The organism is Halosimplex halobium (assembly GCF_051414055.1).
Taxonomy (GTDB): domain Archaea; phylum Halobacteriota; class Halobacteria; order Halobacteriales; family Haloarculaceae; genus Halosimplex; species Halosimplex halobium.
The window spans coordinates 1-24447 of record NZ_JBLKNX010000030.1; the positions used below are offsets into that span (position 1 = coordinate 1).

A 24447-nucleotide genomic window follows, 5' to 3' on the forward strand; every position below is an offset into this window, starting at 1 on the left:
GACGAAAAAAAGGTGGTCGCGCCAGGGCGCGGCCATCGAGTTCTCGCTGCCGTAGCGTCCGCGCGCCCCCGGCGCGCGGTTCTCCGGTCGCGAGCGAGCGGAGCGAGCGAGTCGACCGGCTTTTTGCCCCATCTTTTTTGAGGAGAGGTGCCCGCAGCGAGCGAAGCGAGCGAGGACACCCGACGAAAAAAAGGTGGTCGCGCCAGGGCGCGGCCATCGAGTTCTCGCTGCCGTAGCGTCCGCGCGCCCCCGGCGCGCGGTTCTCCGGTCGCGAGCGAGCGGAGCGAGCGAGTCGACCGGATTTTTCCCCATCTTTTTCGAGTCGAGCGGGACCGGAGGTCCCGCTGACCGTGCGAACGGGCGCGAAGCGCCCGTGAGCAGAGAGTGGTGCCCGCAGCGAGCGTAGCGAGCGAGGACACCCGACGAGAAAAAGGTGGCAGCGGCGCGGCCATCGAGTTCTCGCTCCCGTAGGGTTCGGGCGCCGGCGTTTCATCCGTCTTTTTCTACGAGCGGTTCGTCACTCGGACCGAGCGGGCGCCCGGGGACTTGACCGGGGAAATCGTAATTCAGTTTCGAAAAAATATTTATACTGTCAGCGAGGGTACCCCTGGTGTGCTTTCGGCGCCGCTGGTGGGTGGGCCGATACTGGGCGCCGTGGCCGCCGCGTTCGGGTGGTACGCGTGGCGGCTGCGGGGGGCGCGCGACCGGCCGGGGGGGACCGGGCTGGTCGCGATAGCTGCGCTGCTGGCGGTCGTGTCCCTGGCCGAGGCGCTGGTCGTCGGGCTGGGGCTGCCCGCGGCGGCGCTCGCCCCGCTGACGCAGATCGTCGTCTTCGGCGGGGCGGTCTGCTGGACGAAGTTCGTCATCGCGTACACCGGCCGGGGCCCGGGCGGGCGGGGGGTGCTGGCGCTGGTCGTGTCGCTCCCGGTCATCGGGCTGGTCGGCGCGCTGGTGCGGTTCACACCTGTCCTCCCGATGGCCGAGCCGGTGCGTTCGGTCGGTCCCGTGAACGCCCTCGTCAGCGGCGTCGCCAGCGCGGCGTCGTGGGGGATCCTGATCGGACTGTCGCTACTGTTGATCTGGGACGCGACGCGGTACGCGTCCTTCGAGCGCTCGCGCGGGGTCGCGCTCTCGCTGGTCGGCTTCGCGGTCGCGGGGCTGCCGCTGGTCACGTCGGCGCTGGAGCTGGCGGACACCATCTCCATCGGGACGGGCGCGGTCGTCGCCCAGACGGGTATCCTCGCGGCGCTGACCGTCGGTATCGCCGTCGGCCGCCCCTACCGCTCGCTACCGATCGCGGAGGCGATCGGCCGCGACGCGGTCGTCTCGAACCTCAACGACGCCGTCGTGGTGGTCGACGGGGACGCCCGGGTCGTCGACATGAACGAGGCCGCCGAGGAACTGTTCGAGCAGCCGCTCGACGCGGTCGTCCGCGAGCCGCTGTCGGCGCTGGTCGACGCGGACCTGCTGGGGCCGGACGGCCTGCCCGGCGAGTCGACGGTCCAGATCGGGGACGCGGTCGGCAAGCGCTACTTCGACGTGTCGGTGTCGCAGGTGCGCCGCGGCGACGCCGTCGACGCCGGGTACGCGGTGGCGCTGCGGGACGTGACCGACGAGCGCATCCGCGGCCAGCGCCTGGAGGTCCTGGGGCGGGTGCTCCGGCACAACGTCCGCAACGACATGACGGCGGTGTACGCGATGGCCGACGCCGTCGCCGACGGCGGCGACGAGCGGGTCGCCGAGCGGCTCCGCGAGACGGCCGACTCGCTGGTCGCGGTGAGCGAGCGGGCCCGCGCCGTCGAGGAGAGCATGTGTCTCGACCCGGCGACCGACGAGCCGGCCGACGTGGGCGGGCTGGTGACCGAGATCGCGGCCGTCCTCCGCGAACAGGGCCACGACGTGTCGGTGACGGCCGACGACGACACCGAGGTGAACCGGTCGCCGAAGCTGGTCGCGTCGGTCTGCGAGCACCTGCTGTCGTACGCGACCGGCAACGCGGCGGGACCGGTGGCGGTGACCGTCGAACGACGGGACACCTCCGTCGACGTAACCGCCGAGAGCGACGGGCGACTGCTCGACGAGCAGGACGCAGCGGCGGTCACGAACGGCGGCGAGACCCAGCTGGAACACGCCGACGACCTGGACATCTGGGCGGTCTCGTGGGGTGCCGAGCGGCTCGGCGGCGAGTTGCTCCCCGACTGCGAGCGCGGCCGCCGGGTCGGCGTCCGGATCCCCGTGGAGTGAACGCGCGCCGCGGGAAACGAGGACACGGGAAACGCGCGCTGCAGGAAAGGGGCCGTGGGAAGGGGGTTGACGGGGCCGCTCAGTCCGGGTCGACGAGTTTCATCCCCTCGCGGACCGCCTCGCGCTGGCCGAGCAGCGTGACGTGGTCGCCAAGTTCGATGACGTAGTCCGGCCCGGGGACCTCCGCGGTGGTGTAGTCGCCCTTGCCGACCAGCGCGATGAGACAGGCGTCGGGGAGCATCGGCCCGACCTCCCGGACGGCCTTGCCCGCGATCTCCTCGCTGGTGACCTCGATCTCCTGCACGTCGCCCGACTGGCCCACGTCGGTCATCCAGTGGGCGATGGCGGGGCGTTCGATCTGGTTGTCGATGGCCCAGGCGGTCGCCATCGACGAGGAGATGGTGCGGACGCCCAGGTCCTCGAAGGCGTCGACGTTGTCGGGGTTGTTCGCCCGCGCGATGACGTTCTCCACGTCGAACTTCGAGCTCGACAGCTGCGCGACGAGCAGGTTCGCGTCGTCGTCGCCGGTCGCGGCGACGACCGTCTTGGCGTTGTCCGCGCCGGCCTCCCGGAGGAGTTCGGTGTCGGTCCCGTTGCCGATGATAGCGGTGTACCCGGCGTTGCGGACCGACTGTGCCACCGACTCGTCCTCCTCGACGATGACGACGTTCTCGCCCCGGTTCTCCAGCCGTTCGGCGAGCGACCGGCCGACCCGGCCGCCGCCGACGATGATGACTCTCATGGGTATGACGTTCAGGTAGCGTGCGATGTGGCGCGCGAGGCCGCCCTCGAAGACGGCGGTCAGCAGGATCGCGAGGAAGACCGTCCCCAGGAGGACGTTGGCCTCCTCGACGAGTCCCGCGCTCTGGAGCTGGACGGCGAACAGGGTGGCGACCGACGCCGGGATGATCCCCCGCGGGCCGACCAGGCTCATGAACGTCCGCTCCCCGCGGGTGAACCGGTCGCCGGCGGTCGACAGGAAGACGAGCGCCGGCCGGATCACCAGCGCGATCGCGGCCACGACGACCAGCCCGCCGACGCCGACTTCGACGAGCGCCGCCGGTTCGAGCAGCGCCGCGAGCCCGATGAACACGAACGCCAGCACCAGCAGCGTCAGGTCGCCCTTGAACGCCTCGATCTCCGCCTCGTAGGGCACGTCGGCGTTGCCCAGCAGGAACCCCGCGGTCGCGGCCGCGGCGACGCCCGCCTCGGTCGCCTCGAAGTTCGCGGCGGCGAACGCGACCAGCGCGCCCGCCAGCACCAGCAGGCGGGCGTTGCGCGGCGCGTCCCCCGGCGAGAGGTCGACGTGCCGCAGCAGGTAGTAGACGACGCCCGCGACGACGACGCCGAACAGCAGGCCGACCCCCAGCCGGGTGACGAATCCGCGGACGATGTCGTTGCCGGCCGTCTCCGGCAGGACGGTCTGGAAGAAGACGACCGCGAGGATCGCCGCGGTCACGTCGTTGACGATGCCCTCGAACTCCAGGGCGGTCGCCACCCGGTCGCGCACCGGGACGATGCTGAGGATCGGCGTGACGACCGTCGGCCCGGTCGCGACCAGCAGCGAGCCGATCACCAGCGAGAGGTTCCAGGAGACGCCGAAGACCAGCCGCACCGCCAGGGCCGTCCCGGCCAGCGCGATGACCGCGCCGACGGTGACCAGCCGCAGGGCGGCCTGGGGCGCCGCCTTGATGCGTTCGACCTTCAGGTGGAAGGCGCCCTCGAAGACGATGATCGCGACGGCGAACCCGACGACCGTCGAGAGGGCGCCGCCGAACGTGTCCTCGGTGACGATGTCCAGCCCCGGCTGGCCCAGCACCAGCCCGGCGACGATGTAGAAGACGATGGCCGGCACCTGGAGGCGGTCGGCCAGGATCTGGGCGAGCACCCCGACGGCGATGATACCGGCGACCAGCAGGAGCAACGTACTCTCGGCCATTCGTCTCCGCTGTCGGCTGCCGTACACAAAAGCACACCCACTGACACCGGCCGCGGCCGCTGGACGGCCGACCGGCGCGGCCACAGAGAGGCAAACCTCTTTGCACCTCCGGCCTGGCGGTGTGAGTGATGGCCGACGCCGAGTCGCCGACGGGCCGCGAGGCGGAGTCCGAGGAGAGCGTCCCCGAGACGGGCGAGGTCGTCCCGGGTCGGTTCTCCTCCGACGAGGTGTTCCAGCGGATCGTCGCCGACGCCGACCACGAGATCACGTCCGGCTTCCGCGAGCTGTTCTTCAGCGGCGTCGCCGGCGGGTTCGCGATCACGATCACCTTCCTGCTGTACGCCTCGCTGTCGGCGTCGACGGAGTCGCCGGTCCTGGCGGTGATGCTCTACCCGCTCGGGTTCGTCTACATCATCATCGGCGGCTACCAGCTCTACACCGAGAACACGCTCCCGCCGGTCGCACTGACCCTGGAGCGGCTGGCCAGCCTCCCCGCGCTGGTGCGCCACTGGCTGATCGTCCTCGGGGGAAACTTCGCGGGCGGCGCCGTCGGCGCGGTCGTGCTCGCGTACGGCGGCGTCTTCGAGCCGGCCGCCGCGGAGTACGCACTCGGGCTGGCGCAGAACGGCATCGAGACGCCGGTCACCGCCCTGTTCTTCAAGGCCGCCTTCGCCGGGCTGATCGTCGCCGGCGTCGTCTGGATGGACTTCGCCGCCCGCGACACCATCTCCCGGATCGCCGTCGTCTACCTGGCCTTCCTGGCGATCCCGCTGGGCAACCTCTTCCACGTCGTCGTCTCCTTCACCGAGGTGGTCTACACGATGCTGGCCGGCGACCTGGCGCTTTTCGTCGGGCTCACCGAGTTCGTGATCCCGGTCCTGCTGGGCAACACGCTCGGGGGAATCCTGCTGGTCACGGTCGTCAACTACTACCAGACCAGCGAGCGCCGCCTGGAGATCGAGCAGTTCGAGAACGTCCGCCGGCTCTCCGTCCGGGAGATGCTGCTGGGCAACCTCGCCGGGCGGTCGTACGTGCCGCTGGTCGACACCTTAGAGGAGTTCGTCCGCGACCCCGACTCCTACCGGATCCTGGTCCCGGTCGCGAACCCGCGGACCGAGACGCGGCTGGTCGAGTTCGCCTGCGCGCTGGCCAGCGCCCGCGAGAAGGGGACCGTCCATACCGTCCACATCGTCCAGGCGCCGTCGAACCGTCCGCTCGACGACGGCGACCGCGCCCGGATCACCCGCGAGTCGCAGCGGCTCATGGACGACCTGGAGGCGCGGGTCCAGCCCGAGGGGGCGGCGTTCGAGACATCGACGATCGTCTCCTCGCGCTCGTTCGAGGAGGTGTTCGACCGGGCGCGGCGCACCCGTCCGGACATGGTGGCGATGGGCTGGGGCCAGAGCCGGCTGTGGAACGCCGCGCGGGCCGAGCGGCCGCTCGACGAGCTGACCAACCGCCTCCCCTGTGACTTCCTCGTCGTCAAGGACCGCGGCCTCGACTGCTCGCGGGTCCTGCTCCCGACCGCGGGCGGTCCCGACTCCGGTCTCAGCGCCGAGGTCGCCCGCGCGCTCCGGACGACCGTCGGGGCCGACGTGTCGCTGCTGCACGTCGTCGACGGCCCCAGCGACGTCGAGAGCGGCGAGCGGTTCCTCGACCGGTGGGCCGACGAACACGACCTCGGCGACGCCGCGCGGATCGTCGACGACTCCGGCGACGTCGAGGCCGCCATCGAGGGGGCCGCCGTCGACCACTCCATGGTGTTGCTCGGGGCGACCGAGCGGGGGATGCTCTCCCGGCTCGTCACCGACTCGCTCCACCTCGACGTGGTCGAGGACGTCGACGCCTCGGTGCTGCTCGCCGAGCGCCCCAGCGACCGCCCGATCGTCGAGCGGCTGTTCGGGCGCGGCCGCCGCGAGCGGCCACAGGACGGCGGCGCGAGCGAGCGCCGGGCGGAGTGACTCGACGCGAAACCAGACGCGGAACGGAGCGACGCGTCGACCGCCCCCTCAGAACACGACGCGTTCGAAGAGGCGGCGGACGATGCCGGGCTGGCCGGACTCGTGGGAGTGGACGGAGATCTCCGTACACTCGACCGGGCCGTCGTCCTGTCGGTCGAGCAGGGCGCCGCGGAGCCGGTGGTCGGCCCCCCGCCGGATCCGGAGGTCCGGACGGTCGGCGCCGCCGTCGGTGGCCGGGTCGGAGGGCGTCCGGACCGGGACCGACAGCAGCTCGGCCAGCCGCTCGCGGTACTCCTCGATGGTCCGCTCGCGCTGCTCGGGGCTGTCGTCGGTCCCGGGGTAGCCGAGACACACCTCGCTGCCGTTCTGGGTGGCGATCGCCTCGGTGACCGCGACCTGGTCGGGGTTGAACGGCCCGCCGTCGCCGACGAGTTCGATCAGTTCGGGCCGGTCGTACCCCCTGTTGTCGACGAGCAGCACGTCGGTGGGGGCGTGGCGGACGACCCAGTCGATGGGGTCGCCGAGGAGCCGGGACCGCAGGCGGAGCCGCTCGTGCTCCGCGAGGATCGTGTCGACGCGGCGGTGCTCGGCGAAGTTGACGATCGCGTGTTTCGTGTCGTGGCTGACGATCTCGCCGACGTCGACGTCGACGTCGAGGTCGACCGCGAGGTCGTCGGTCTGCTCCTCGAAGCGGACCTCGGCGGGGGACTGCGTCTCGGTGGCGGTCTCCAGGGGCGCCTGGTCGGGCACCTCCTCGAACCAGACGACGACCACCCGGCCGTCGTGGGGGCGGACGAGGTCGGCGGCCATGCGCAACAGCGCCGCCTCGCGCTCGCGGTCCACCTCGGCGGTGAGCGCGACGAGGACCTCGTAGGTCTCGCCGGTGATGGCGTCCTCGGTCTCGGTGAGGACGTTCTCGCCGACCCGGCGGCGGACCACGTCCGTCGCCGTCCCCTCGCGCTGGATGCGCGGGCGGGCGTAGACGGCGTACCACGCGGCGCTGCCGACGGTGATGACGACCGCGCCCAGGATCGCCGTCGCCCCCATCTGGGTGATGAGGACGAGCCCGCCGAGGACGCCGAACGCCTGCGTCCAGGGGTACAGCGGCGACTCGAAGCTGGGGTCGTAGTCGGCCGCGCCCTTGCGGAAGGCGACGATAGTGAGGTTGATCAGGATGAAGACGAGGATCTGGAAGGCGCTGGCGAGCTTGGCGATCTCGCGGATCGGGACGAACGCGATGAGCGCGAGCAGGACTCCGCCCGTGAGCGTGATCGAGGTCGCGGGGGTCCCGAAGCGCTCGCTGACGGCGGCCAGCGACTCGGGGACCAGCCCGTCCCGGGCCATCGCGAAGGGGTAGCGCGACGACGAGAGGATGCCGGCGTTGGCCGTCGAGACCAGCGCGAGGACGGCCGCGACGACGACCGCGCCGACGCCGAGCGCGCCCACGGTCGCGCGGGCGGCGTCGGCGACGGGGACCGGCGAGTCGGCGACCACGCCGGCGTCGGTGACGCCGACCATGATCGCGACGATCAGCACGTACAGCAGCGTCGTGAACCCGAGCGACCCCAGGATGCCCAGCGGGATGTTCCGGTCGGGGTCCTCGACCTCCTCGGCGATGCTGGCGACCTTCGTCACGCCGGCGTAGGAGACGAACACGAGCCCGGTCGCGGCCAGCAGCCCGCCCGAGCCGCCCGTGAGGAACGGCCGGAAGTTCGCCCCCTGGACGCTGGTGGCGCTCCCGAGGACGAACCACGACAGCGCCGCGAGCATGGCGACGACGATGATCACCTGCAGGCGGCCGGTCTGTTTCGCCCCGAGGAGGTTGACGAGGATGAGCACGGCCGCCAGCGCCAGCGCGACCGGCTTGACCGGCAGGTCGAAGGCGATCAGCAGGTAGGGGACGCCGCCGACCAGGGCGAGCCCGCCCTTGAACGCCAGGGAGAACCACGTCCCGACGCCGGCGATCGTCCCGAGCAGCGGCCCCATCCCGCGCTCGATGTAGATGTACGTCCCGCCGGCCTCGGGCATCGCCGTCGCCATCTCCGATTTCGAGAGAGCGGCCGGCAACACGAGCACGCCCGCCAGCAGGTACGCCAGCACCACCGACGGCCCCGCGGTCTCCAGCGCCAGCGCCGGGAGGATGAAGATGCCGCTGCCGATCATCGCGCCGATGCTGATGGCGAGGACCGTCGGGAGGCCCAGGTCCCGCTCCAGGGACTTCATCTGGCCGAGATCCCGCCCGGGCCGCTTCCTCGCCGCAGTTCGCCCGCGGGCGACGGACCCGGCGGTCCGCCGCGTCCGGTCGCGGGGTGTCGACACCGGGGTCGAGAAGCGTCCCAGTCGGGACTGGTGGCGACGGTCACTGTATTCTCGCTCTAGTGGAGGGTTGCCGTCCCGATAAGCACACGGATCGCCGTCCGCGCGGTCGGCGCGCGAATGAGCCGCCCGACCGAGCGGCGCCGTTTCCGCGCGGCCAGCGCCCGCGCGAGCGACGCCGCAGATGGTCCCGTTCGCGCTACAGCCCGACCGACCAGTCGTGGTCGCACTCCGGGCAGGTGAACGTGACTTCGACACCCGCCCCGGACCCGTGGCTCCGGCCGGTCCGGTCGCCGTCGGCCTCCCCGCAGTTCGGACAGAGGGCCTTCATCCCCCGGTCACTCGCGGGGGGCGGTGACCCTCGCGGCACCGGGGCGGGAATCGGTGCGTTCCGCGGGACCGGGGCGAGAGCCGGTGCGTTCCGCGGTGGCACCGTCGTGGAACACGCGAACGGTCAGTCCGACCGCACCCCGAGGGCGCGGACGGTCACGACGCGGTTGTCCCCCGGGTCGTAGTCGAGCACGCCCAGGTCGGCCATCCGCGGCAGGTGGACGTGGTGTAGCGAGACCGCGAGCCGGTCGGTCGCCGCGGGCGTCTCCCCGCCCTCGCGGGCTGCCACCGCCGTCGCGAGGTCGTCGAGCTCGACCGGCGTGCCCCGTTCGGCGAGGACTTCGAGCGCCGTCCGCCGCCGCTCGGCCGCCAGCAGCTCGTAGCGCTCGTCCGCACCGAGGTCGATCACTGTTCGGCCGTCGTTCCGCGATGTAGTCTGGGACATTGGTTGATTCCGTCGGACGTACTCCGATCGACTGCCCCTGTCGAGGTAAGGGATCGCTAGAAGTGATTAGGTCCTCCCCCGCGACGAAACTGTCGGGTAGAAAATACGATTTGCGACCGGCTGGAATCGTTTGCTGACGCGTTGGCTACCGGACACTGATCGGTCGGGATCGAATAGTGGCTCCGCCGGCGGAAGGTTGTAGTGGCGGCCGGCCCTGGGTCACCACGATGGAATCGCAGGGGCTGACCGAGAGGCTCCGGGAGACGCTCGCGGCGTTCGACGGGGACGGGGAGCCGCGGACGACCAGCGAGGTGGCCGAGCGCCTCGACCTCGGCCGGCGGAGCACGTACGACCGGCTGGACCGGCTGGTCGAGCGCGAGCACCTCCGGACGAAGAAGGTGGGGGCGAGCGCCCGCGTGTGGTGGCGTCCCGCGGACCCGGACCCGGACGGCGCCGACGGCACGGACCCGGAGTGGCCGGCCGCGGCGGAGTCGCTCGTCGCGGACGTGCTGGGGAAGGCGGCGGTCGGGGTGTTCGTCCTCGACGACGACTACGAGGTGGCGTGGGTCAACGATGCGACCGAACGGTACTTCGGCCTCGACCGCGCCCGCGCGCTGGGGCGGGACAAGCGCGAGCTGGTCGACGAGCGGATCGCGCCCGCCGTCGAGGACAGCGAGGCGTTCGCCGACCGCGTGCTATCGACCTACGACGGCGACGCCGGGGAGTCGCGCTTCGAGTGTCACGTCACGGCCGGCGACGACCGCGCCGAGCGCTGGCTGGAACACCGCAGCCGACCGATCGAGTCCGGCGCCTACGCGGGCGGGCGTGTCGAGGTGTACGTCGACGTGACCGAGCGCAAGCGCGCGGAGCAGTCGCTGCGCGAGCAGCGCGACCAGTTCGAGTCGCTCGTCGACGCCGTCGAGGAGTACGCCATCTTCCGGCTCGACACCGACGGCCGCGTCCGGACGTGGAACCCCGGCGCGGCGCGGTTGAAGGGGTACGAGGCCGACGAGATCGTCGGCGACCACTTCTCGACGTTCTACACCGAGGCCGACCGCGAGGCGGGCGTCCCCGAGCGGAACCTCGCGGCGGCGGCCGAGCGGGGCTGGATCGAGGACGAGGGCTGGCGCGTCCGGGCCGACGGGACGCGCTTGTGGGCGAACGTGACGATCACGGCGATCCACGGCGACGACGGCGAACTGGAGGGGTTCGTGAAGGTCACCCGCGACATGACCGAGCGACGGGAGTTCGAGCGACGGCTCCGGCGCGAGCGGGACCTGCTCGAACGGGTGTTCGACACCATCCCGGTCGGGGTCGTGGTCCTCGACGCGGAGGGCGAGCCCGTCAGGATGAACGACCCCGTCAGGCGGTACTTCGGGATCGACGAGGCGGCCGACGCGTCGGCGGTCGACGCGGCGGCCGAACGGCTCCCCGCCGAGGCCGTCCGCGACGAGGACGGCGAGCCGGTGCCGCCGGGCGAGCGGCCCTACGAGCGGGCGCGCCGGACGGGCGAGCCGGTCAGGGACTGGGTCGGCCGGTTCGACCTCCCCGATCTCGGCGAGCGGTGGCTCTCGATCGACGCCGTGCCGCTGACCGACGACGGCGCGGTCGAGCGCGTCGTCGTCGCCGCCGAGGACGTGACACAGCTCAAAGAGCAGGCCGAGCGGCTCGAACGGCGACGCGAGGACCTCGAACACGAGCTCGACGAGGTGCTCGAGCGGATCGACGACGGCTTCTTCGCGCTCGACGGGGACTGGCGGTTCAGCTACGTCAACGAGCGGGCGGCGGCGCTGCTCGACCGCGACCGGGGCGAACTCGTCGGCCGGAACGTCTGGGACGCGTTCCCCGAGGCCGTGGGCACGACGTTCCAGGAGCACTACGAGCGCGCCCGCGAGACCGGCGAATCCGTCTCCTTCGAGGCCTATTTCCCGCCGCTCGACACCTGGTTCGATGTGTCGGTCCACCCCTCCGAGAGCGGCCTCTCGGTGTACTTCCGGGACGTGACCGAGCGCAAGGCCCGCGAGCGGGAGCTGGAGCGCTACGAGCGGATCGTCGAGACCGTCGAGGACGGCATCTACGTCGTCGACGAGGACGGCTACTTCACGCAGGTCAACGAGACCTACGCGGCGATGGTCGGCCGCGACCCCGAGGAGCTCGTGGGGAGCCACGTCTCGACGGTCGTCGACGAGGCGGTCGCCGCGGCGGCCAGGCGGCTCGAGGACGTCCTCGCGGTCGACGACCGGGCGACGGCGACGCTGGAGGCGACGCTGCCCGGCCCCGACGGCGAGGAGTGGATCGGCGAGGCGACGTTCTCGCTGATGGACGCCGACGCCGCGGCGGACGGCGAGGCGGGCGGCCACGAGCGTATCGCCGTCGTCCGGGACATCACCGAGCGCAAGGAGCGCGAACGGGAGCTCGAACAGTACGAGCGGATCGTCGAGACGGTCGACGACGGCATCTACGCGCTGGACGACGACGACCGGTTCGTGCTCGTCAACGACGCGTTCTGCGAGATGCTGGGCTACGAGCGCGAGGAGCTACTGGGGATAGAAGCGACCGGTATCTACGACGAGGAGTACGCGCCGGTCGTCGAGGAGCGGGCCGAGGCGGTCGCGGCGGGCGAGCGCGAGGCGGCGACCATCGAGTTCGAGCTCCACCGGAAGGACGGCACCGCCGTCCCGGTCGAGACGCGCTACGAACCGTTCCCCTACGGCGACGGCACCGGGCGCTGCGGCGTCGTGCGGGACATCTCCGAGCGCCTCGACCGCCAGCGGGAGCTCCAGCGGCGGGTCCGCCAGCAGGCGGTCGTCACCGAACTCGGCCGGCGCGCCCTCGAGGAGCGCGACCTCGACGCCCTGATGGCCGAGGCGGTCGAGGAGGTGGCGACGACGCTCGGCAACGACTACTGCAAGGTGCTCGACCTGGACGAGGACGGCGAGGAGCTGCTGCTCCGCCAGGGGGTCGGCTGGGACGAGGGGCTCGTCGGCGAGGCGACCGTCTCGGCCGTCGCGGACGACTCCCAGGCGGCCTACACGCTCCGGTCGGGCGACCCGGTCGTCGTCGAGGACCTGCGGGACGAACACCGGTTCAGCGGCCCGGACCTGCTGCGCGACCACGGCGTGCGCTCGGGGATCAGCGTCGTCGTCGGGTCGCCGGAGGAGCCGTGGGGGATCCTCGGTACCCACGACACCGACCCGGCGAGCGTCTCCCAGCAGGACGTGAACTTCGTCCAGTCGGTGGCGACGGTGCTGGCGACGGCGATCAACCGCCACCGCTACGAGGAGCGGCTGGTCCGCCAGCGCGAGCAGCTGGCGGCGCTCAACAGCCTCAACGAGGTCGTCAACGGGATCACCGACGCCGTCGTCGACCAGTCCACCCGCGAGGAGATCGAGCGGACGGTCTGCGAACACCTCGCCGCGGCCGACTCCTACCGCTTCGCCTGGATCGGCGAGGTCGACACCGCCAGCCAGACCGTCGAGCCGCGGGCGAAGGCCGGCACGGACGGGTATCTGGAGGGGATCACGATCTCCGTCGACCCGGACGACGAGCGCAGCGGCGGTCCGACCGGACGGGCGTTCCGGACCGGCGAGATGCAGGTCACCCGGGACATCCGGGCCAGCGACGCCCACGACCCCTGGCGCGAGCGCGTCGACAGCTACGGCGTCCGGTCGTCGGCGGCGATCCCGATCGTCCACGAGGGGACCACCTACGGCGTCCTGAACGTCTACGCCGGCCGCCCCGACGCCTTCCAGGGCCAGGAACGGACGGTGCTGGCCCAGCTCGGCGAGGTCGTCGGCCACGCCATCGCCGCCGCCGAGCGCAAGCAGGCGCTTTTGTCCGACGAGGTGGTCGAGCTGGACTTCCAGATCACCGACCTCTTCGAGGCGCTGGACCTCGACGAGCAGCCCGGGGGGCGGTTCTCGTTCGACCACGTCGTCTCCGTCGGCGACGACGAGTTCCTCGTCTACGGGTCGGCCTCGCCCGAGGCGGTCGACACCGTCGGGGAGCTGGTCGAGCAGCTCCCCCACTGGACCGACGTGTCATTCGACGAGGCGGAGACCGACGGCGAGGACGAGCGCGACCGCGGGTTCGAGCTCCGGGTGGTCGAACCGCCCGTGCTGTCGACGCTCGCGTCGCTCGGCGGGTCGGTCGAGGAGGCCGTCTTCGAGGACGGCGACTACCGGATGACGCTGCACGTCTCGCCGAACACGGACGTGCGGCAGGTCATCGAGGCCGTGACCGAGGCCTACCCCCAGGCGACGATGCTGCGCCGCCAGCAGGTGGCCACCGAGGACGCCCGCGCCCGCCCGACGCGGTCGCTGCTGGAGGGGCTGACCGACCGCCAGCGCACCACGCTGGAGGCCGCCTACCACGCCGGCTTCTTCGAGTGGCCCCGCGACGCCTCCGGCGAGGACGTGGCCGAGTCGCTGCAGGTCTCCCCGCCCACCTTCCACCAGCACCTCCGCAAGGCCGAGGGCAAGGTGTTCGGTGGCCTCTTCGAGGGGACCGCCGACTGAATCCGGCCGGCCCCGACGGGGCTACTCGTCGTCCCGGTCCAGCGCCGCCAATACGCCCCGGACGTTCATCGCCACCTCGGCGTCGGCCTTCTCGCGGCCCCACACCGCCCGCTCGGCGTCCGCCTCGGCGACGAAGTGGTCGACCACCGCCGCGTCGTCGTCCAGTTCTGCCCGCTTCGCCGCGACCGCCTCGACCCACGAGTCCAGCACGTCGGCGTAGCGGTCGAGTTTGTCACCGGTCTCGGCGGGGCCGAAGTGGGCGTAGCAGAGGACCTCGGGCTCGATCGCGCGGAGGGTGTCGATGTCGGCCTGACACTCCTCGGGGTCGAAGTTCGGCGGCGGGCTCGTCGGGAAGATCTCACCGGGGTCGGGCGCGTAGATCCCCGCCGCGTCGGCGGTGAAGACGGTGTCGTTCGCGGGGTCGTGGAAGACGACCTGATGGGGGGCGTGGCCCGGCGCGCGGTGGACCGCCAGCGCGTGGTCGCCCAGGTCGATCGTGTCCCCGTCCTCGATCTCGGTGACTCGCGCCTCGGGGACGGGTTCGGGTTCGGTGTAGAACTCGATCTGGTCGCCGACGGCCGACTTCGTGCCCGCCCAGAGCCGTTCGGGATCGACCACGTGGGGCGCGCCGACCGGGTGGACGTACACCTCGGCGTTCGGGCACTCCTCGACGAGAAACCCCGCCCCGCCGGCGTGGTCGAGGTGGACGTGCGTCAGCGCGATCACCTCGATGTCCGCGGGTTCGAGGCTCGCTTCGCGGACCAGGTCGAGGACGCGCTCGTAGTTGGTCCCGATGCCGCTGTCGACCAGGGCGGGCCGGTCGTCGTCGATCAGGTAGACCGCCCCGTACGCCTCGGTGTCGTACATCCCCGTGTCGACGTAGGACAGATCCGTGCAGTCGCCGACCGTCACCGCGGACACGTCGCCGATGGCCATACCCGATCCCCGGGCGGCGCGGACTAAACGGTTGGCGTCCCCTCCGACGCGGCGTTCGATCGTGTTGCGGGTGTCTCGGTTGCTTCCGGTCGGGTTGGTGTGGACGGCAACCGAATGACTGCGACCGCACGAGACAGCGAGCGGTGAACGCCTTCGGCGCGCTCGCTAGCAGTGACTGCGACTGCAACTGACAGCGAGCGTTGAAAGCTCTCGGCGCGCTCGCGGTCGCTGAGCGACATACCCTCGCGGCCGGAGGCCGCTTCGGGCAGGGGTCGCTCAGACGACTGAACGAGCGCGAGCGCGCCTCGCCCTTTCAGTCCACCGGGAGAGCAAGCTCTCCCGAGCCCGCGCTCACACGTTCGCGCGGACGCCAGGACCGCAACCGCACGGCACCGCAACCGCCCCGCACAGCACCGCAACGGGCCACGAGCCTCCCCGGCCGATTCGCTCCGACCGTCGCTCATCCACTGTCAGAGCAAGCTCTGACAAGCCTTCGTTCACACGTTCACGAAGCCCTCGCGCGGTGTCGTCGCGGCACGGAGGCCGCCAACGTCAGAGCAAGCGCTGACGGCCCATCGGAATCGCACGCGATTCCGAGACGACAGCGCGCGCCGACCGCACCCGCTCACCGCTACAGCCCTCGCCTGTACCCAACACACCCGAATCGGTCGGCGGGCGTCGGGTCAGTCGTCGCCGGCGCCGGTCCGTTCGTCGGTCGCTCCGTCGTCGGTGTGGGGGGTCGCGAGCCCGTCGCCGCTCACGTCGCCGAACTCGAAGCGCGCGCCGCCCGTCTCGCCCCCGGTCACGTCCGTCTCCCAGCCGTGGGCCTCCGCGATGGTCCGGACGATGCTCAGTCCCAGGCCCGTGCCGTCGTCGTCGGTCGAGTAGCCCGGGTCGAAGACGCTGTCCCGGTGGGCCTCGGAGATGCCGGGGCCGTCGTCGGCGACGTAGAAGCCCTGGCGCTCGCCGAGGTCACCGACCGTGACGGTCACGTCGTCGCCGCCGTGCTCGATCGCGTTCCTGAAGACGTTCTCCAGCAGTTGCTGGAGGCGGCTCCCGTCGGCCAGCAGCGTCGCGTCCGTCTCGACGGTCAGGGCCGCCTCGTCGGTGGCGACGACCGTCCACGCCCGGCGGGCCACCTCCGCCAGTTCGACGGGTTCGGGGTCGCTAACGGCCTCCCCCTCGCGGGCCAGCGTCAGCACGTCGTCGATCAGGTCGTCGATCCGGTGGAGCGACCGCTCGATGGCGTCGAAGTGTTCCTCGTCGCCGTCCTCGCGGGCGAACTCCAGCCGGCCCAGCGCCACCTCCAGCGGGTTGCGCAGGTCGTGGGAGACGACGCTCGCGAACCGCTCCAGGCGCTCGTTCTGGCGTTCGAGCTGGTTCTCGTAGCGCTTGCGCTCGGTGATGTCGCGGGTCACGCCGACGACGCCGAGGATCCGCCCGTCCTCGTCGCGCCACGGTGCCTTCGAGGTGGTGACGTAGGTCTCCTCCAGGTCGTCGCCGTAGGCGTGTTCGACCCGGTCGTCGATGGACTCGCCCGTCTCGACCACGCGGCGGTCGTCGGCGACCGCCTCCTCGGACAGCACCGGCGGGTACAGGTCGAAGTCCGTCTTCCCGACGACGTCCGCCGGCGTGTGGTGGCGCTTGCCCTCGGGGTTCCGCAGGTACGCGGGCCCGGTCAGCCGCGGCATCTCGTCGCTGACCCTGACGTGGCGGCTCCGGCGGTCCTTGAAGTACACCGACAGCGGGAGGTTCTCCAGCAGCGAGTCGAGCATCGTCGACTCGCGGCGGGCCGCCCGGCGGCGCTCGACCAGCGGGCGCACGTCCGCCAGCCGCTCGACGCGGTCGGCGCCGGCCTCGACCTGCAGGTAGCTCTCGACGCCCAGGTCGGCCACGGCCGCCAGCGACACGGCGTCGCCGACCGAGAACACGACGACCGGCAGCGACGCCGAGTGGTCGCGGACCGCCTCGACCGTCGCCCGGGCGTCGAACGACCCGTCGCAGTCGCAGACGACGGCGTCGAACCCGCCGTCTGCGAGCCGGTCGGCTACGTCGTCCTCGGGGCCGGCCCCGCGAACGTCGAGTCCGTCGCCGGACTCGGCCCAGGCGTCGGCGACCGCCGCCGCGTCGGGCCCGACGTACAGCACGACCGGTGGTCCGTACATCTCGGCTCGATGTACCTGTTACTCGTTGCCCGTGATAAGTTGACGGGGTCGTGACACGCGGTGGCGGGTGCCCTGCCCGCGTCGCTTTTCCCGGTGCCCGCCGTACGGCGGGTATGACCACCCGGCCGTGCGACGGCTGCGGCGACGACGTGAGCATCGCCGGCGGTATCGCGAACATCTGGACGCTGGAGAAGCAGACGACCGACGGGCTGTCGCTCGAACTGGCCGACGGCTCCGAGCACTTCCTCTGTTACGACTGCATCGAACGGCTCCCGGACGACCGCGAACCGACCGCCGAGGACGTGGCCGACCTGTAGGCACTGCCCAGCCACCGGCTCTGGCCGGTTCCGGGCTCAGGCGTCCGGTCCCTCGCCGTCGGCGAGCGTCGCCGACGTGTCCCGGTCTTCGGGCTCCCAGACGACGCTGATCTCGTAGTCGCCCGCGACGCCGACCGTGACCGAGTCACCGGCCACGACCGTCGCGTCGTCGCCGCTGGCCGTTCCCTGCCACCCACCGGCCGCGGTCTGGTCGACGCCCTCGACGTCGGCGAAGCCGGCCCCGCGCACGAACAGTTCGGCCTCCGGGACGCTGTCGCCGCCCTCGTGGGTGATCGTCAGCCGTCCGACCCCGTCGCCGGCCGGTTCGTACTCGAAGGTGAAGGCGACCTGCGGCGTCCGCGTCCCGCCGCGGGGCGACTCCCCGGGCATCCCCTGGCGGAACCGCTCGATGTCGGCGCTGTCGACCGTCGCCCGCGCCGTGACGACCCGGCCGTCGACGGCCGTCTCGGGCTCCCGCCCGTAGAACGCCTCGGCGTCGGCCGCCCAGTCGGCCACCGCCGCCTCGTCGACCTGCCCCTCGCGGAAGACCGCCGGGGTCCTGACCGCCGTCTCCGATCCCGCCACCTCGTAGGCGATGCCGCCGGCGACGGCGCCGTCGAAGGTCGCACCGGCCCGGTAGGTCCGCCCGGCGAGGATGTGCCCGCTCCCGAGCGCGTCGACGAGGCGAGCGCAGTCGGCCGACGCGTCGACGTAGCGCTCGCCGTCGCCGGTCCGCGCCGCGAGGATCGCCTCGACGGTGGCGGTCGCGCGGTCGCGGTCGTTGAACGCCGGCGCGGTGACCAGCGCCGACTCGCCGAGCGCCGCCGCGCCGCCGCCCTCCTGGGCGAAGACGGCGAAGCCGTGGGCGGTCTCCGTCTCGCTGTACCCCTGGCTCCGCAGGCCCTCCGCGGCGGCGCCGCGGTCGACCCCGCCGTCGAAGACGAGCACGCCGAGGCCGAGCTGGACGAACGACGCCGTGTCGGCGTACGACTCGACGCCCGGGACCCCGGATCCGCCCCGGAAGGTCTCGACCGCGCCGTCGCCGAGGTCGGACGCCCGGTCGACCAGCGCCGCGGGCGCGGCCGACGTGAACGCGTAGTGGTCGCGGTCGAGCGCGGCCGGCGCCGGGAGCCACGCCGCGTAGTCGGCGTTCGGCGGCCCCGACGGGGTCGGCGTGGCCGTCGCCGTCGGCGCGTGCGTCTCGGTCGGCGTGGCCGTCGCCGTCTCGGTCGCGTCGTCGGTCGACGCACCGGGCGGTTCGTCCGTCGCGGTCCCGGTATCGCCGCTCAGACAGCCGGCGGTCGCGCCGGCCAGGAGGGCGGCCGCGCTCCGTCGGAGGAAGGTTCGTCGCGGGGATGTCATCGTCACGGCGTTTCCCCGTCCCCCGGTAAATACTTGCTGTTTGACACGGTCGCCGGCGGGAGGGCCGTGCCTTCCGGCAGGTTTACGCTCCCGGGACCGGTGTCCCCTGACGTGCAACCGGGTCGGATCTTCGAGGAGTTCCCGGCGCCGTCCTACCGCGGCGCCCAGGAGCAGGCCCTGGCCGACATCCGCGACGCCTTCGCGGCCGACAACGACGTCGTCCTCGTGCGCGCGCCGACCGGGAGCGGCAAGTCCCTGCTCGCCCGCGCCATCGCCGGCTGCGCCCGCACCGCCGGCGAGAGCGAGGGCGGCGAGCCCATCGACGCCTACTACACCACCCCGCAGGTCTCACAGCTCGACGACGTGGCGAGCGACGACCTCCTGCAGGACCTGAAGGTCATCCGCGGGAAGAACAACTACGACTGCATCCTCCCCGGCGAGACCGACACGCCCGTCGACCAGGCGCCCTGCGCCCGCGAGCGGATGTTCGACTGCCAGGTGCAACACCGCTGTCCGTACTTCTCCGACCGCGCCATCGCCGCGAACAACCGCATCGCCGCGATGACGCTCGCCTACTTCATGCAGACGGCCGGCTCGGACGTGTTCGGCCAGCGCGACGTGCTCGTGATCGACGAGGCCCACGGCCTGGGCAACTGGGCCGAAATGTACGCGACCATCGACCTCGGCCCGGACACCGTCCCGGTCTGGGACGCCTGCGAACCCCCCGAGATCGACGGCCTCGACGACGCCGTGAGCTACGCCGACACGCTCCACACCATGGCCGGCCGCCGGCTGACGGAGGTTCGACAGCAGGCCGAACTCGACCCCGAGGAGGCCGCCGAGCGCGACAAGCTCGTCAAGCTGCAGTCGGACCTGTCGTGGTTCGCCGAGGACTACCGCGACGAGGACAGCGCCACCACCTGGGTCGTCGACCAGAACGGCGGGGAGGGGAGCCGGGTGACGATCAAGCCGATGGCCCCCGAGAAGTACCTCAAACACACCGTCTGGGACCGCGCGAGCAACTTCGCGCTGCTGTCGGCCACGATCCTCAACAAGGACGCCTTCTGCGCCAACGTCGGCCTCGCGCCCGACCGCGTCGCCCTCGTCGAGGTGCCCCACACCTTCCCCGTCGAGAACCGCCCGCTGTACGACGTGACCCAGGGGAAGATGACCTACGAGGCCCGCGACGAGACCATTCCGAGAGTGGCCGAGACGCTCGTCCGCATCATGCAGGCCCACCCATCGGAGAAGGGGCTGGTCCACTGCCACTCCTACGCCATCCAGGAGCAACTGCAGGAACACCTCCGGGAGTACGGCGTCGACTCGCGGGTGCGCGCCCACGACTCGGCGGACCGCGACGCTCAACTGTCCACGTGGAAGCGCGTCGACGACCCCGACGTGTTCCTCTCCGTCAAGATGGAGGAGGCGCTGGACCTGGAGGGCGACCTGTGTCGCTGGCAGCTGCTCTGCAAGGCCCCCTATCCGAACACCCGCGACTCCCGCGTCGCGGCGCGGCTGGAGGACGACCAGTGGGGCTGGTACTACCGGACGGCCCTCCGCACGGTGATCCAGGCCTGTGGCCGCGTCGTCCGGGCGCCCGACGACTTCGGCGCGACGTACCTCGCGGACTCGTCGCTACTGGACCTGTTCGAACGCGCCCGCGTCGACATGCCCGACTGGTTCGCCGAACAGGTCGATCGCATGAGCGAACCCGACCTGCCCGCCGTCGACACCGCCGCCGCGACCGGGTCGAGTTCCGGGGGCGGGTCGAACCGCTCCCGGTCGACTGGGTCGGCGAGTCCCGGGAGCGGGTCCGGTTCGTCCGGCGGCGCGTCGGCTTCGGGGTCCGGATCGAGCGACGACGACAGTTCTCGCGGCGGTCGCCGCCGCTCCCGCCGCTCGAAGTCCAGCTCCAACCCCATCGCCGACGTGTGGGACACGGAGTGACTCCAGGAGCGGTCGGCTTCGGCCGAGCCTGACGACGCGTCGCTATCGTGTAAATGGGAAATCAACAAAAGCTCAAAGATGGACCGTTTGTGTGTCTACTTCCAGCCGACTACACGTGGTGGAGTTCGTATGCGGCAAATGCGATCAGACAAATTCCGAAGATAGCTGCAGGATATGCGACGTACGAGGCCGTTCCATCGAGAACTGAAAGACCGATCGATACGAGCAGCCCGAGCCCGAAAATACCGATAATAATCAAGAGAATGGCTGAGATGTATTTTTCCGACAGCGATAGAATCGCGTCTCTGGCCCCCAAGTATGAGGACTCGTATTCCGAGATGTCGGTCTGGTCTTCTCGCGGCATGCGCATAATAACAATCCACAGTAACAAGAACCCATCGTTTCAAAAATATAACTCATCTGTCGGGGCGTTTTCAGTCACAACCATACTACATCGGAACGGCTCGCGGGAAGAGGCGCTTCTGTTACCGTTACCCTCAGTTTCTCGAGGGTGGCCAAAATTGAATCAATAGTACTGTCGACGAACTCGTCGACTAGTTGGTGCTATCGTCCCACTCGTTGCACGAATAGTCGCCGTTCGGATACACCCAGATGCCGGAACCGATCTCCGTCGATAAATAACACCCATTTCTCACGATACAGGCCTCGAACTGCCCACCCATTTTCGAGACGCCGTAGTCGTCTCGGTTGTCGATGTAATCAGTTGTCGTGCCGCTGTAATACGTCAACCAGCCGCCGGCCTTGACTTTCTTCCAGTGGCTGAAGTTTTCCACGGTTTCGCCGGAGTGGTCCCAGTGGACGTAGTGGTCAAAGGACCCCTCGGTTCCACCGACGGAGTTCTTTAGCACGCCCTTGCAATGCCAAGTAGTCGTCTCGTCTGACGCGGCACTGATATCGATCGCCGAGTCGTTCGAATCCTCGGGATGGCGGTGGCTCTTTCTGTGTTTTTCTTCGACGTGGAAACACTTCTGATTGTCCAACGCATCCCGAATCGCGTCCTGTCGTTTGTCGGGAAGGGTCGAAAAGACGTGTTCCCCTTTTTCTCTCGTCTCGATCTCTGAAAGGTGGCCTACCGCTTTCTTCCGCTCTTCCGGGTCGTCGGGGTCGAACGAGCGAAGATATTTCTGATGTTCGTTTTTCCCGTTCCCGTCGCTGTTTCCCGGATCTCCCCCTGCTGCGGCCGACGAACCGACGAATCCCGAGATACTGACCCCGCCGACTCCGATGGCTTTCAGCACTCTCCTCCGATTTACCGAGTTGTTATCTCACATCCAGATAACAAGTTGCTCAACGATCACATAATAGTTTCCAATAGAACATTATCTATATGACTGTTTAACATTTATATTATTGCTGTTGTCGCGATCTTCGATCGGACACGGCTGAAGCAGTTCGAGAACGACGACGTTAGCGGTCGCCCGCACCGTTCCCTGGGGCGCTCGTGGCAGACCCACTCGACGGTCGAGGCCGCCTGAATCCAACGGCTCTGGTTGTCTCGCCGCCAGTCGCGCCACTCGAAGTCCAGCTCTAACCGCATCACCGACGTGTGGGGCACCGAGTGACCGCCGTGGCGCGCTGGAGAGCGCGTTCATGCGCGCGACGAGCCGCGCGAGGTCTGCTCACGGGCGCCCCTAGCGAGCGCGCCGAGGGCTTTCAGCGCTTGCTGTCGAGTGCGGTCGAGACGACACAAATCTGGTGCGTCCCTCCGACGCTCTTCGATAGTGCGACCGCTGACGAGTCGACATCACAGAAGACGCCGGAGGCGGGATTTGAACCCGATCAGTCGCGCGCAGCGAGCACGGCGAGCGAGCACGTCTGAGTCCGGTTCAAATCCCGTACTTTCGTTCTCCGATTTCGAGAGGGACGCGGAGATGAAACTTCACGTCGGTGAAATCGGAGAAGACGCCCGAGGCGGGATTTGAACCCGCGTCACGACCGTGACAGGGTCGTATGATGGGCCACTACACCACCCGGGCACGCATTCACGGGTTCGCCGGAGATGAATTTAAGACTTTCCAAACGAACCCTCCGTGCCACGGGGAGCCACGCCGAACCCGCCTGCGCCCGTTCTCGAATGTGTTAACTCACCGTCGAATCCGAGACGCCGACGCTGAGAGTTCCACGGTCGAGAAATCAATCGTCTGATACTACACAGACGAACGACATCTCACGACTGATAACACCAGCGGAACTTACTTGCGTGCCGAACACAGTTACGTCAGGTAGCGGAGTTACGTGGACGGCAACTCCGGGGACATTCGCCATGAGTACGACATCGGACGACAGTGGGAGTACGGAGACGTCGATGAACGTGTTGTTGCTGGCGCCGTCGGTCGGCGGCCACGAGGACGAGGTCTGCGGCGAGTTGCTGCACGGCCCCGGCGAGCGCGAGCACGCGCTACTGGTCACCTGTATGGCGTCGCCGGCCGAGCGGCTCGACGTCTGGACCGACCACGAGGACGGCCGACCGGAGAACGCGACGGTCGTCGACGTGGAGGCCGCCGCGCGGTCGACGGCCGCGGCGGCGGGAACCGACGGCGCGCCGAACGCTCTCGTCGAGTCGGTCGACGCCGGGACCGACCTGGTCGGACTGGGTGAGGTGGTCGACCGCCACCTCTCGGACCTCGCCGCGACGGGCCAGGCGAGTGTCTGCGTCCACTCGGTGTCGGACCTGCTCCAGCGCGCCGAGGAGCCGGCCGTGTTCAAATTCCTCGAGGTGCTGACGAGCGCGGTCGACCGCGCCGGCGCGGTGGCCCACTACCACATGAACCCGGACGTACACGACCCCGAGACGGTCGAGACGTTCGAGGTGCTGTTCGACAGCGTCGTCGACCTCCGGACGGCCGACGTCGGCGGCGAGTGACCCAGCCAGGACCGATGAACCAGGACGAACGGCCCGACTCCGACCCCGAGTCCGCGACCGACGAGCACGCGAGCGAGCGCGCCGTGCGCCGGGACGGCTCGCGCGACGGTGACCCCGCCGCGCAGGTGGTCCTCGTCGCCGACCGCGACCCGGCGGTCACCGACGAACTGGCCGCCGTGCTCAGGGAGCGGTTCACCGTCCGGGCGGCGTACGACAGCGCCGACGCGCTGGCGAGCCTCGACCCCGACGTGAGCGTCGCACTGCTCGACCCGACGATCCCGGGTCTGTCTGCCCAGCGGGTCGTCGACCGTGTCCGGACCGACGGGACCGACTGCCAGGTCGCCGCGCTGACCGACGAACCCCTCGACGTCGAGTCGACGGCGTTCGACGACTACCTCGTCAAGCCCGTCGACGACGACCGCCTCACGGAGGCCGTCGAGCGGCTCGGTCGACGGGCCACCTACCGCACGACCCTCGAATCGTACTACCGAGTCGCCAGCGAACGCGCCGATGCGACCGGCGACGAGCGCGAGCGCCTCGACAGGCGACTCGCCGAACTCGACGAGCGCCTCGACGACGTCTTCGACTCGCTCGGCGGCGCCGAAGCCTACGACGCCGCCCTTCGCGAGCTCGACGCCGACCCCTGAGGCCCCGTCCTCGGCGGGTTCCGGCCGTGTCGGGTCGGCGCGCGTCCCCTTCGAGCGCAAGCCCGGCCGCTATCCACCGTCCGCGCCTATCACCGTCACGGCGCGTCCAGTGCCGGACGACCCATGAGCGTCCTACAACTCACCGAGGAGACCTGGCTCGACCTGACAGTCAACTTCGTTCCCATCGGGATCCTCGCCGTCCTCGATATCATGTTCTGGGTGTTCAACCCGTGGGGCTGGGACCCCTGGTTCGTCTTCTGGGCACACGTGCTCACGCTCGTCCCGCTGGTCCTCCTGACGCTTCTCACCTACGTCAGCGGCCGCGTCGTCCAGCGCGACGAACGCGCCGGACCCGCGGACGACTCGGCCGAGTCCCGCTCGGAGGCCGGCGATGGCTGAACCCGGCGCGGTGCCGACGCCCGATGCATCCCCCCCAC

The 24447-nt window shown here is 70.3% G+C and carries 17 protein-coding genes and 1 tRNA gene; 8 read left to right on the forward strand and 10 right to left on the reverse strand.

Features of this window, described 5'->3' with window-relative positions; all coding sequences use genetic code 11:
* Window positions 1-612 precede the first annotated feature (612 nt).
* Complete coding sequence (locus ACMGFG_RS22825) at window positions 613-2244, forward strand: PAS domain-containing protein (RefSeq protein WP_436932591.1); 1632 nt, start codon at window positions 613-615, stop codon at window positions 2242-2244.
* A gap of 79 nt (window positions 2245-2323) precedes the next feature.
* Here ACMGFG_RS22825 and ACMGFG_RS22830 read toward each other — a convergent pair whose 3' ends face one another.
* A complete protein-coding gene (locus ACMGFG_RS22830) occupies window positions 2324-4183 on the reverse strand; it encodes a cation:proton antiporter domain-containing protein (RefSeq protein WP_436932592.1) in 1860 nt (619 codons plus the stop codon).
* Window positions 4184-4311: 128 nt separating this feature from the next.
* Between ACMGFG_RS22830 and ACMGFG_RS22835 the strand changes: the two genes are divergently transcribed.
* Complete coding sequence (locus ACMGFG_RS22835) at window positions 4312-6144, forward strand: formate/nitrite transporter family protein (protein WP_436932593.1); 1833 nt, start codon at window positions 4312-4314, stop codon at window positions 6142-6144.
* Between the two features lie 48 nt (window positions 6145-6192).
* Here ACMGFG_RS22835 and ACMGFG_RS22840 read toward each other — a convergent pair whose 3' ends face one another.
* The 3 genes from ACMGFG_RS22840 to ACMGFG_RS22850 all read right to left on the reverse strand — a co-directional run bounded on the left by ACMGFG_RS22840 (window position 6193) and on the right by ACMGFG_RS22850 (window position 9235).
* The gene (locus ACMGFG_RS22840) at window positions 6193-8367 is read right to left on the reverse strand and encodes an amino acid permease (protein WP_436932594.1); all 2175 of its coding nucleotides are present in this window, start codon (window positions 8365-8367) and stop codon (window positions 6193-6195) included.
* 292 nt (window positions 8368-8659) lie between these two features.
* Entirely contained in the window at window positions 8660-8791 is a 132-nt protein-coding gene (locus ACMGFG_RS22845) for a hypothetical protein (RefSeq protein ID WP_436932595.1), read from the reverse strand.
* A 123-nt stretch (window positions 8792-8914) separates the two neighbouring features.
* Entirely contained in the window at window positions 8915-9235 is a 321-nt protein-coding gene (locus ACMGFG_RS22850) for a DUF7344 domain-containing protein (protein ID WP_436932596.1), read from the reverse strand.
* Between the two features lie 227 nt (window positions 9236-9462).
* Between ACMGFG_RS22850 and ACMGFG_RS22855 the strand changes: the two genes are divergently transcribed.
* Window positions 9463-13752 (forward strand): PAS domain S-box protein, encoded by a 4290-nt coding sequence (locus ACMGFG_RS22855; RefSeq protein ID WP_436932597.1) that lies wholly within the window; start codon window positions 9463-9465, stop codon window positions 13750-13752.
* 21 nt (window positions 13753-13773) lie between these two features.
* Here ACMGFG_RS22855 and ACMGFG_RS22860 read toward each other — a convergent pair whose 3' ends face one another.
* A complete protein-coding gene (locus ACMGFG_RS22860) occupies window positions 13774-14688 on the reverse strand; it encodes an MBL fold metallo-hydrolase (protein WP_436932598.1) in 915 nt (304 codons plus the stop codon).
* A gap of 683 nt (window positions 14689-15371) precedes the next feature.
* A complete protein-coding gene (locus ACMGFG_RS22865; protein WP_436932599.1) occupies window positions 15372-16853 on the reverse strand; it encodes a PAS domain-containing sensor histidine kinase in 1482 nt (493 codons plus the stop codon).
* Between the two features lie 113 nt (window positions 16854-16966).
* On the opposite strand from ACMGFG_RS22865, the gene ACMGFG_RS22870 reads away from it, so the two are divergent.
* Entirely contained in the window at window positions 16967-17170 is a 204-nt protein-coding gene (locus tag ACMGFG_RS22870) for a DUF7561 family protein (RefSeq protein ID WP_436932600.1), read from the forward strand.
* Between the two features lie 36 nt (window positions 17171-17206).
* Here the strand turns inward: ACMGFG_RS22870 and ACMGFG_RS22875 are convergent, their stop codons facing one another.
* Window positions 17207-18532 carry a hypothetical protein gene (locus tag ACMGFG_RS22875; protein WP_436932601.1) on the reverse strand — a complete coding sequence of 442 codons (1326 nt, stop codon included), beginning with the start codon at window positions 18530-18532 and terminating at the stop codon, window positions 17207-17209.
* A 111-nt stretch (window positions 18533-18643) separates the two neighbouring features.
* Here ACMGFG_RS22875 and ACMGFG_RS22880 point away from each other — a divergent pair, with 111 nt between their 5' ends.
* The gene (locus ACMGFG_RS22880; protein WP_436932602.1) at window positions 18644-20479 is read left to right on the forward strand and encodes a helicase C-terminal domain-containing protein; all 1836 of its coding nucleotides are present in this window, start codon (window positions 18644-18646) and stop codon (window positions 20477-20479) included.
* A gap of 109 nt (window positions 20480-20588) precedes the next feature.
* On the opposite strand, the gene ACMGFG_RS22885 is transcribed toward ACMGFG_RS22880, so the two are convergent.
* From ACMGFG_RS22885 to ACMGFG_RS22895, 3 genes are all read right to left on the reverse strand, one after another.
* Window positions 20589-20843 carry a hypothetical protein gene (locus ACMGFG_RS22885; RefSeq protein WP_436932603.1) on the reverse strand — a complete coding sequence of 85 codons (255 nt, stop codon included), beginning with the start codon at window positions 20841-20843 and terminating at the stop codon, window positions 20589-20591.
* A 190-nt stretch (window positions 20844-21033) separates the two neighbouring features.
* The gene (locus ACMGFG_RS22890; RefSeq protein ID WP_436932604.1) at window positions 21034-21738 is read right to left on the reverse strand and encodes a hypothetical protein; all 705 of its coding nucleotides are present in this window, start codon (window positions 21736-21738) and stop codon (window positions 21034-21036) included.
* A 665-nt stretch (window positions 21739-22403) separates the two neighbouring features.
* Window positions 22404-22476: transfer RNA gene (locus ACMGFG_RS22895), tRNA-Asp, on the reverse strand.
* Window positions 22477-22763: 287 nt separating this feature from the next.
* On the opposite strand from ACMGFG_RS22895, the gene ACMGFG_RS22900 reads away from it, so the two are divergent.
* The 3 genes from ACMGFG_RS22900 to ACMGFG_RS22910 all read left to right on the forward strand — a co-directional run bounded on the left by ACMGFG_RS22900 (window position 22764) and on the right by ACMGFG_RS22910 (window position 24409).
* Complete coding sequence (locus tag ACMGFG_RS22900; RefSeq protein ID WP_436932605.1) at window positions 22764-23363, forward strand: DUF7504 family protein; 600 nt, start codon at window positions 22764-22766, stop codon at window positions 23361-23363.
* Window positions 23360-24010, forward strand: a complete 651-nt coding sequence (locus tag ACMGFG_RS22905) for a response regulator (protein WP_436932606.1) — start codon at window positions 23360-23362, stop codon at window positions 24008-24010. The genes ACMGFG_RS22900 and ACMGFG_RS22905 overlap by 4 nt, the downstream gene beginning before the upstream one ends.
* Before the next feature lie 123 nt (window positions 24011-24133).
* Window positions 24134-24409 (forward strand): DUF6684 family protein, encoded by a 276-nt coding sequence (locus ACMGFG_RS22910; RefSeq protein WP_436932607.1) that lies wholly within the window; start codon window positions 24134-24136, stop codon window positions 24407-24409.
* The last annotated feature ends 38 nt before the right edge of the window (window positions 24410-24447 follow it).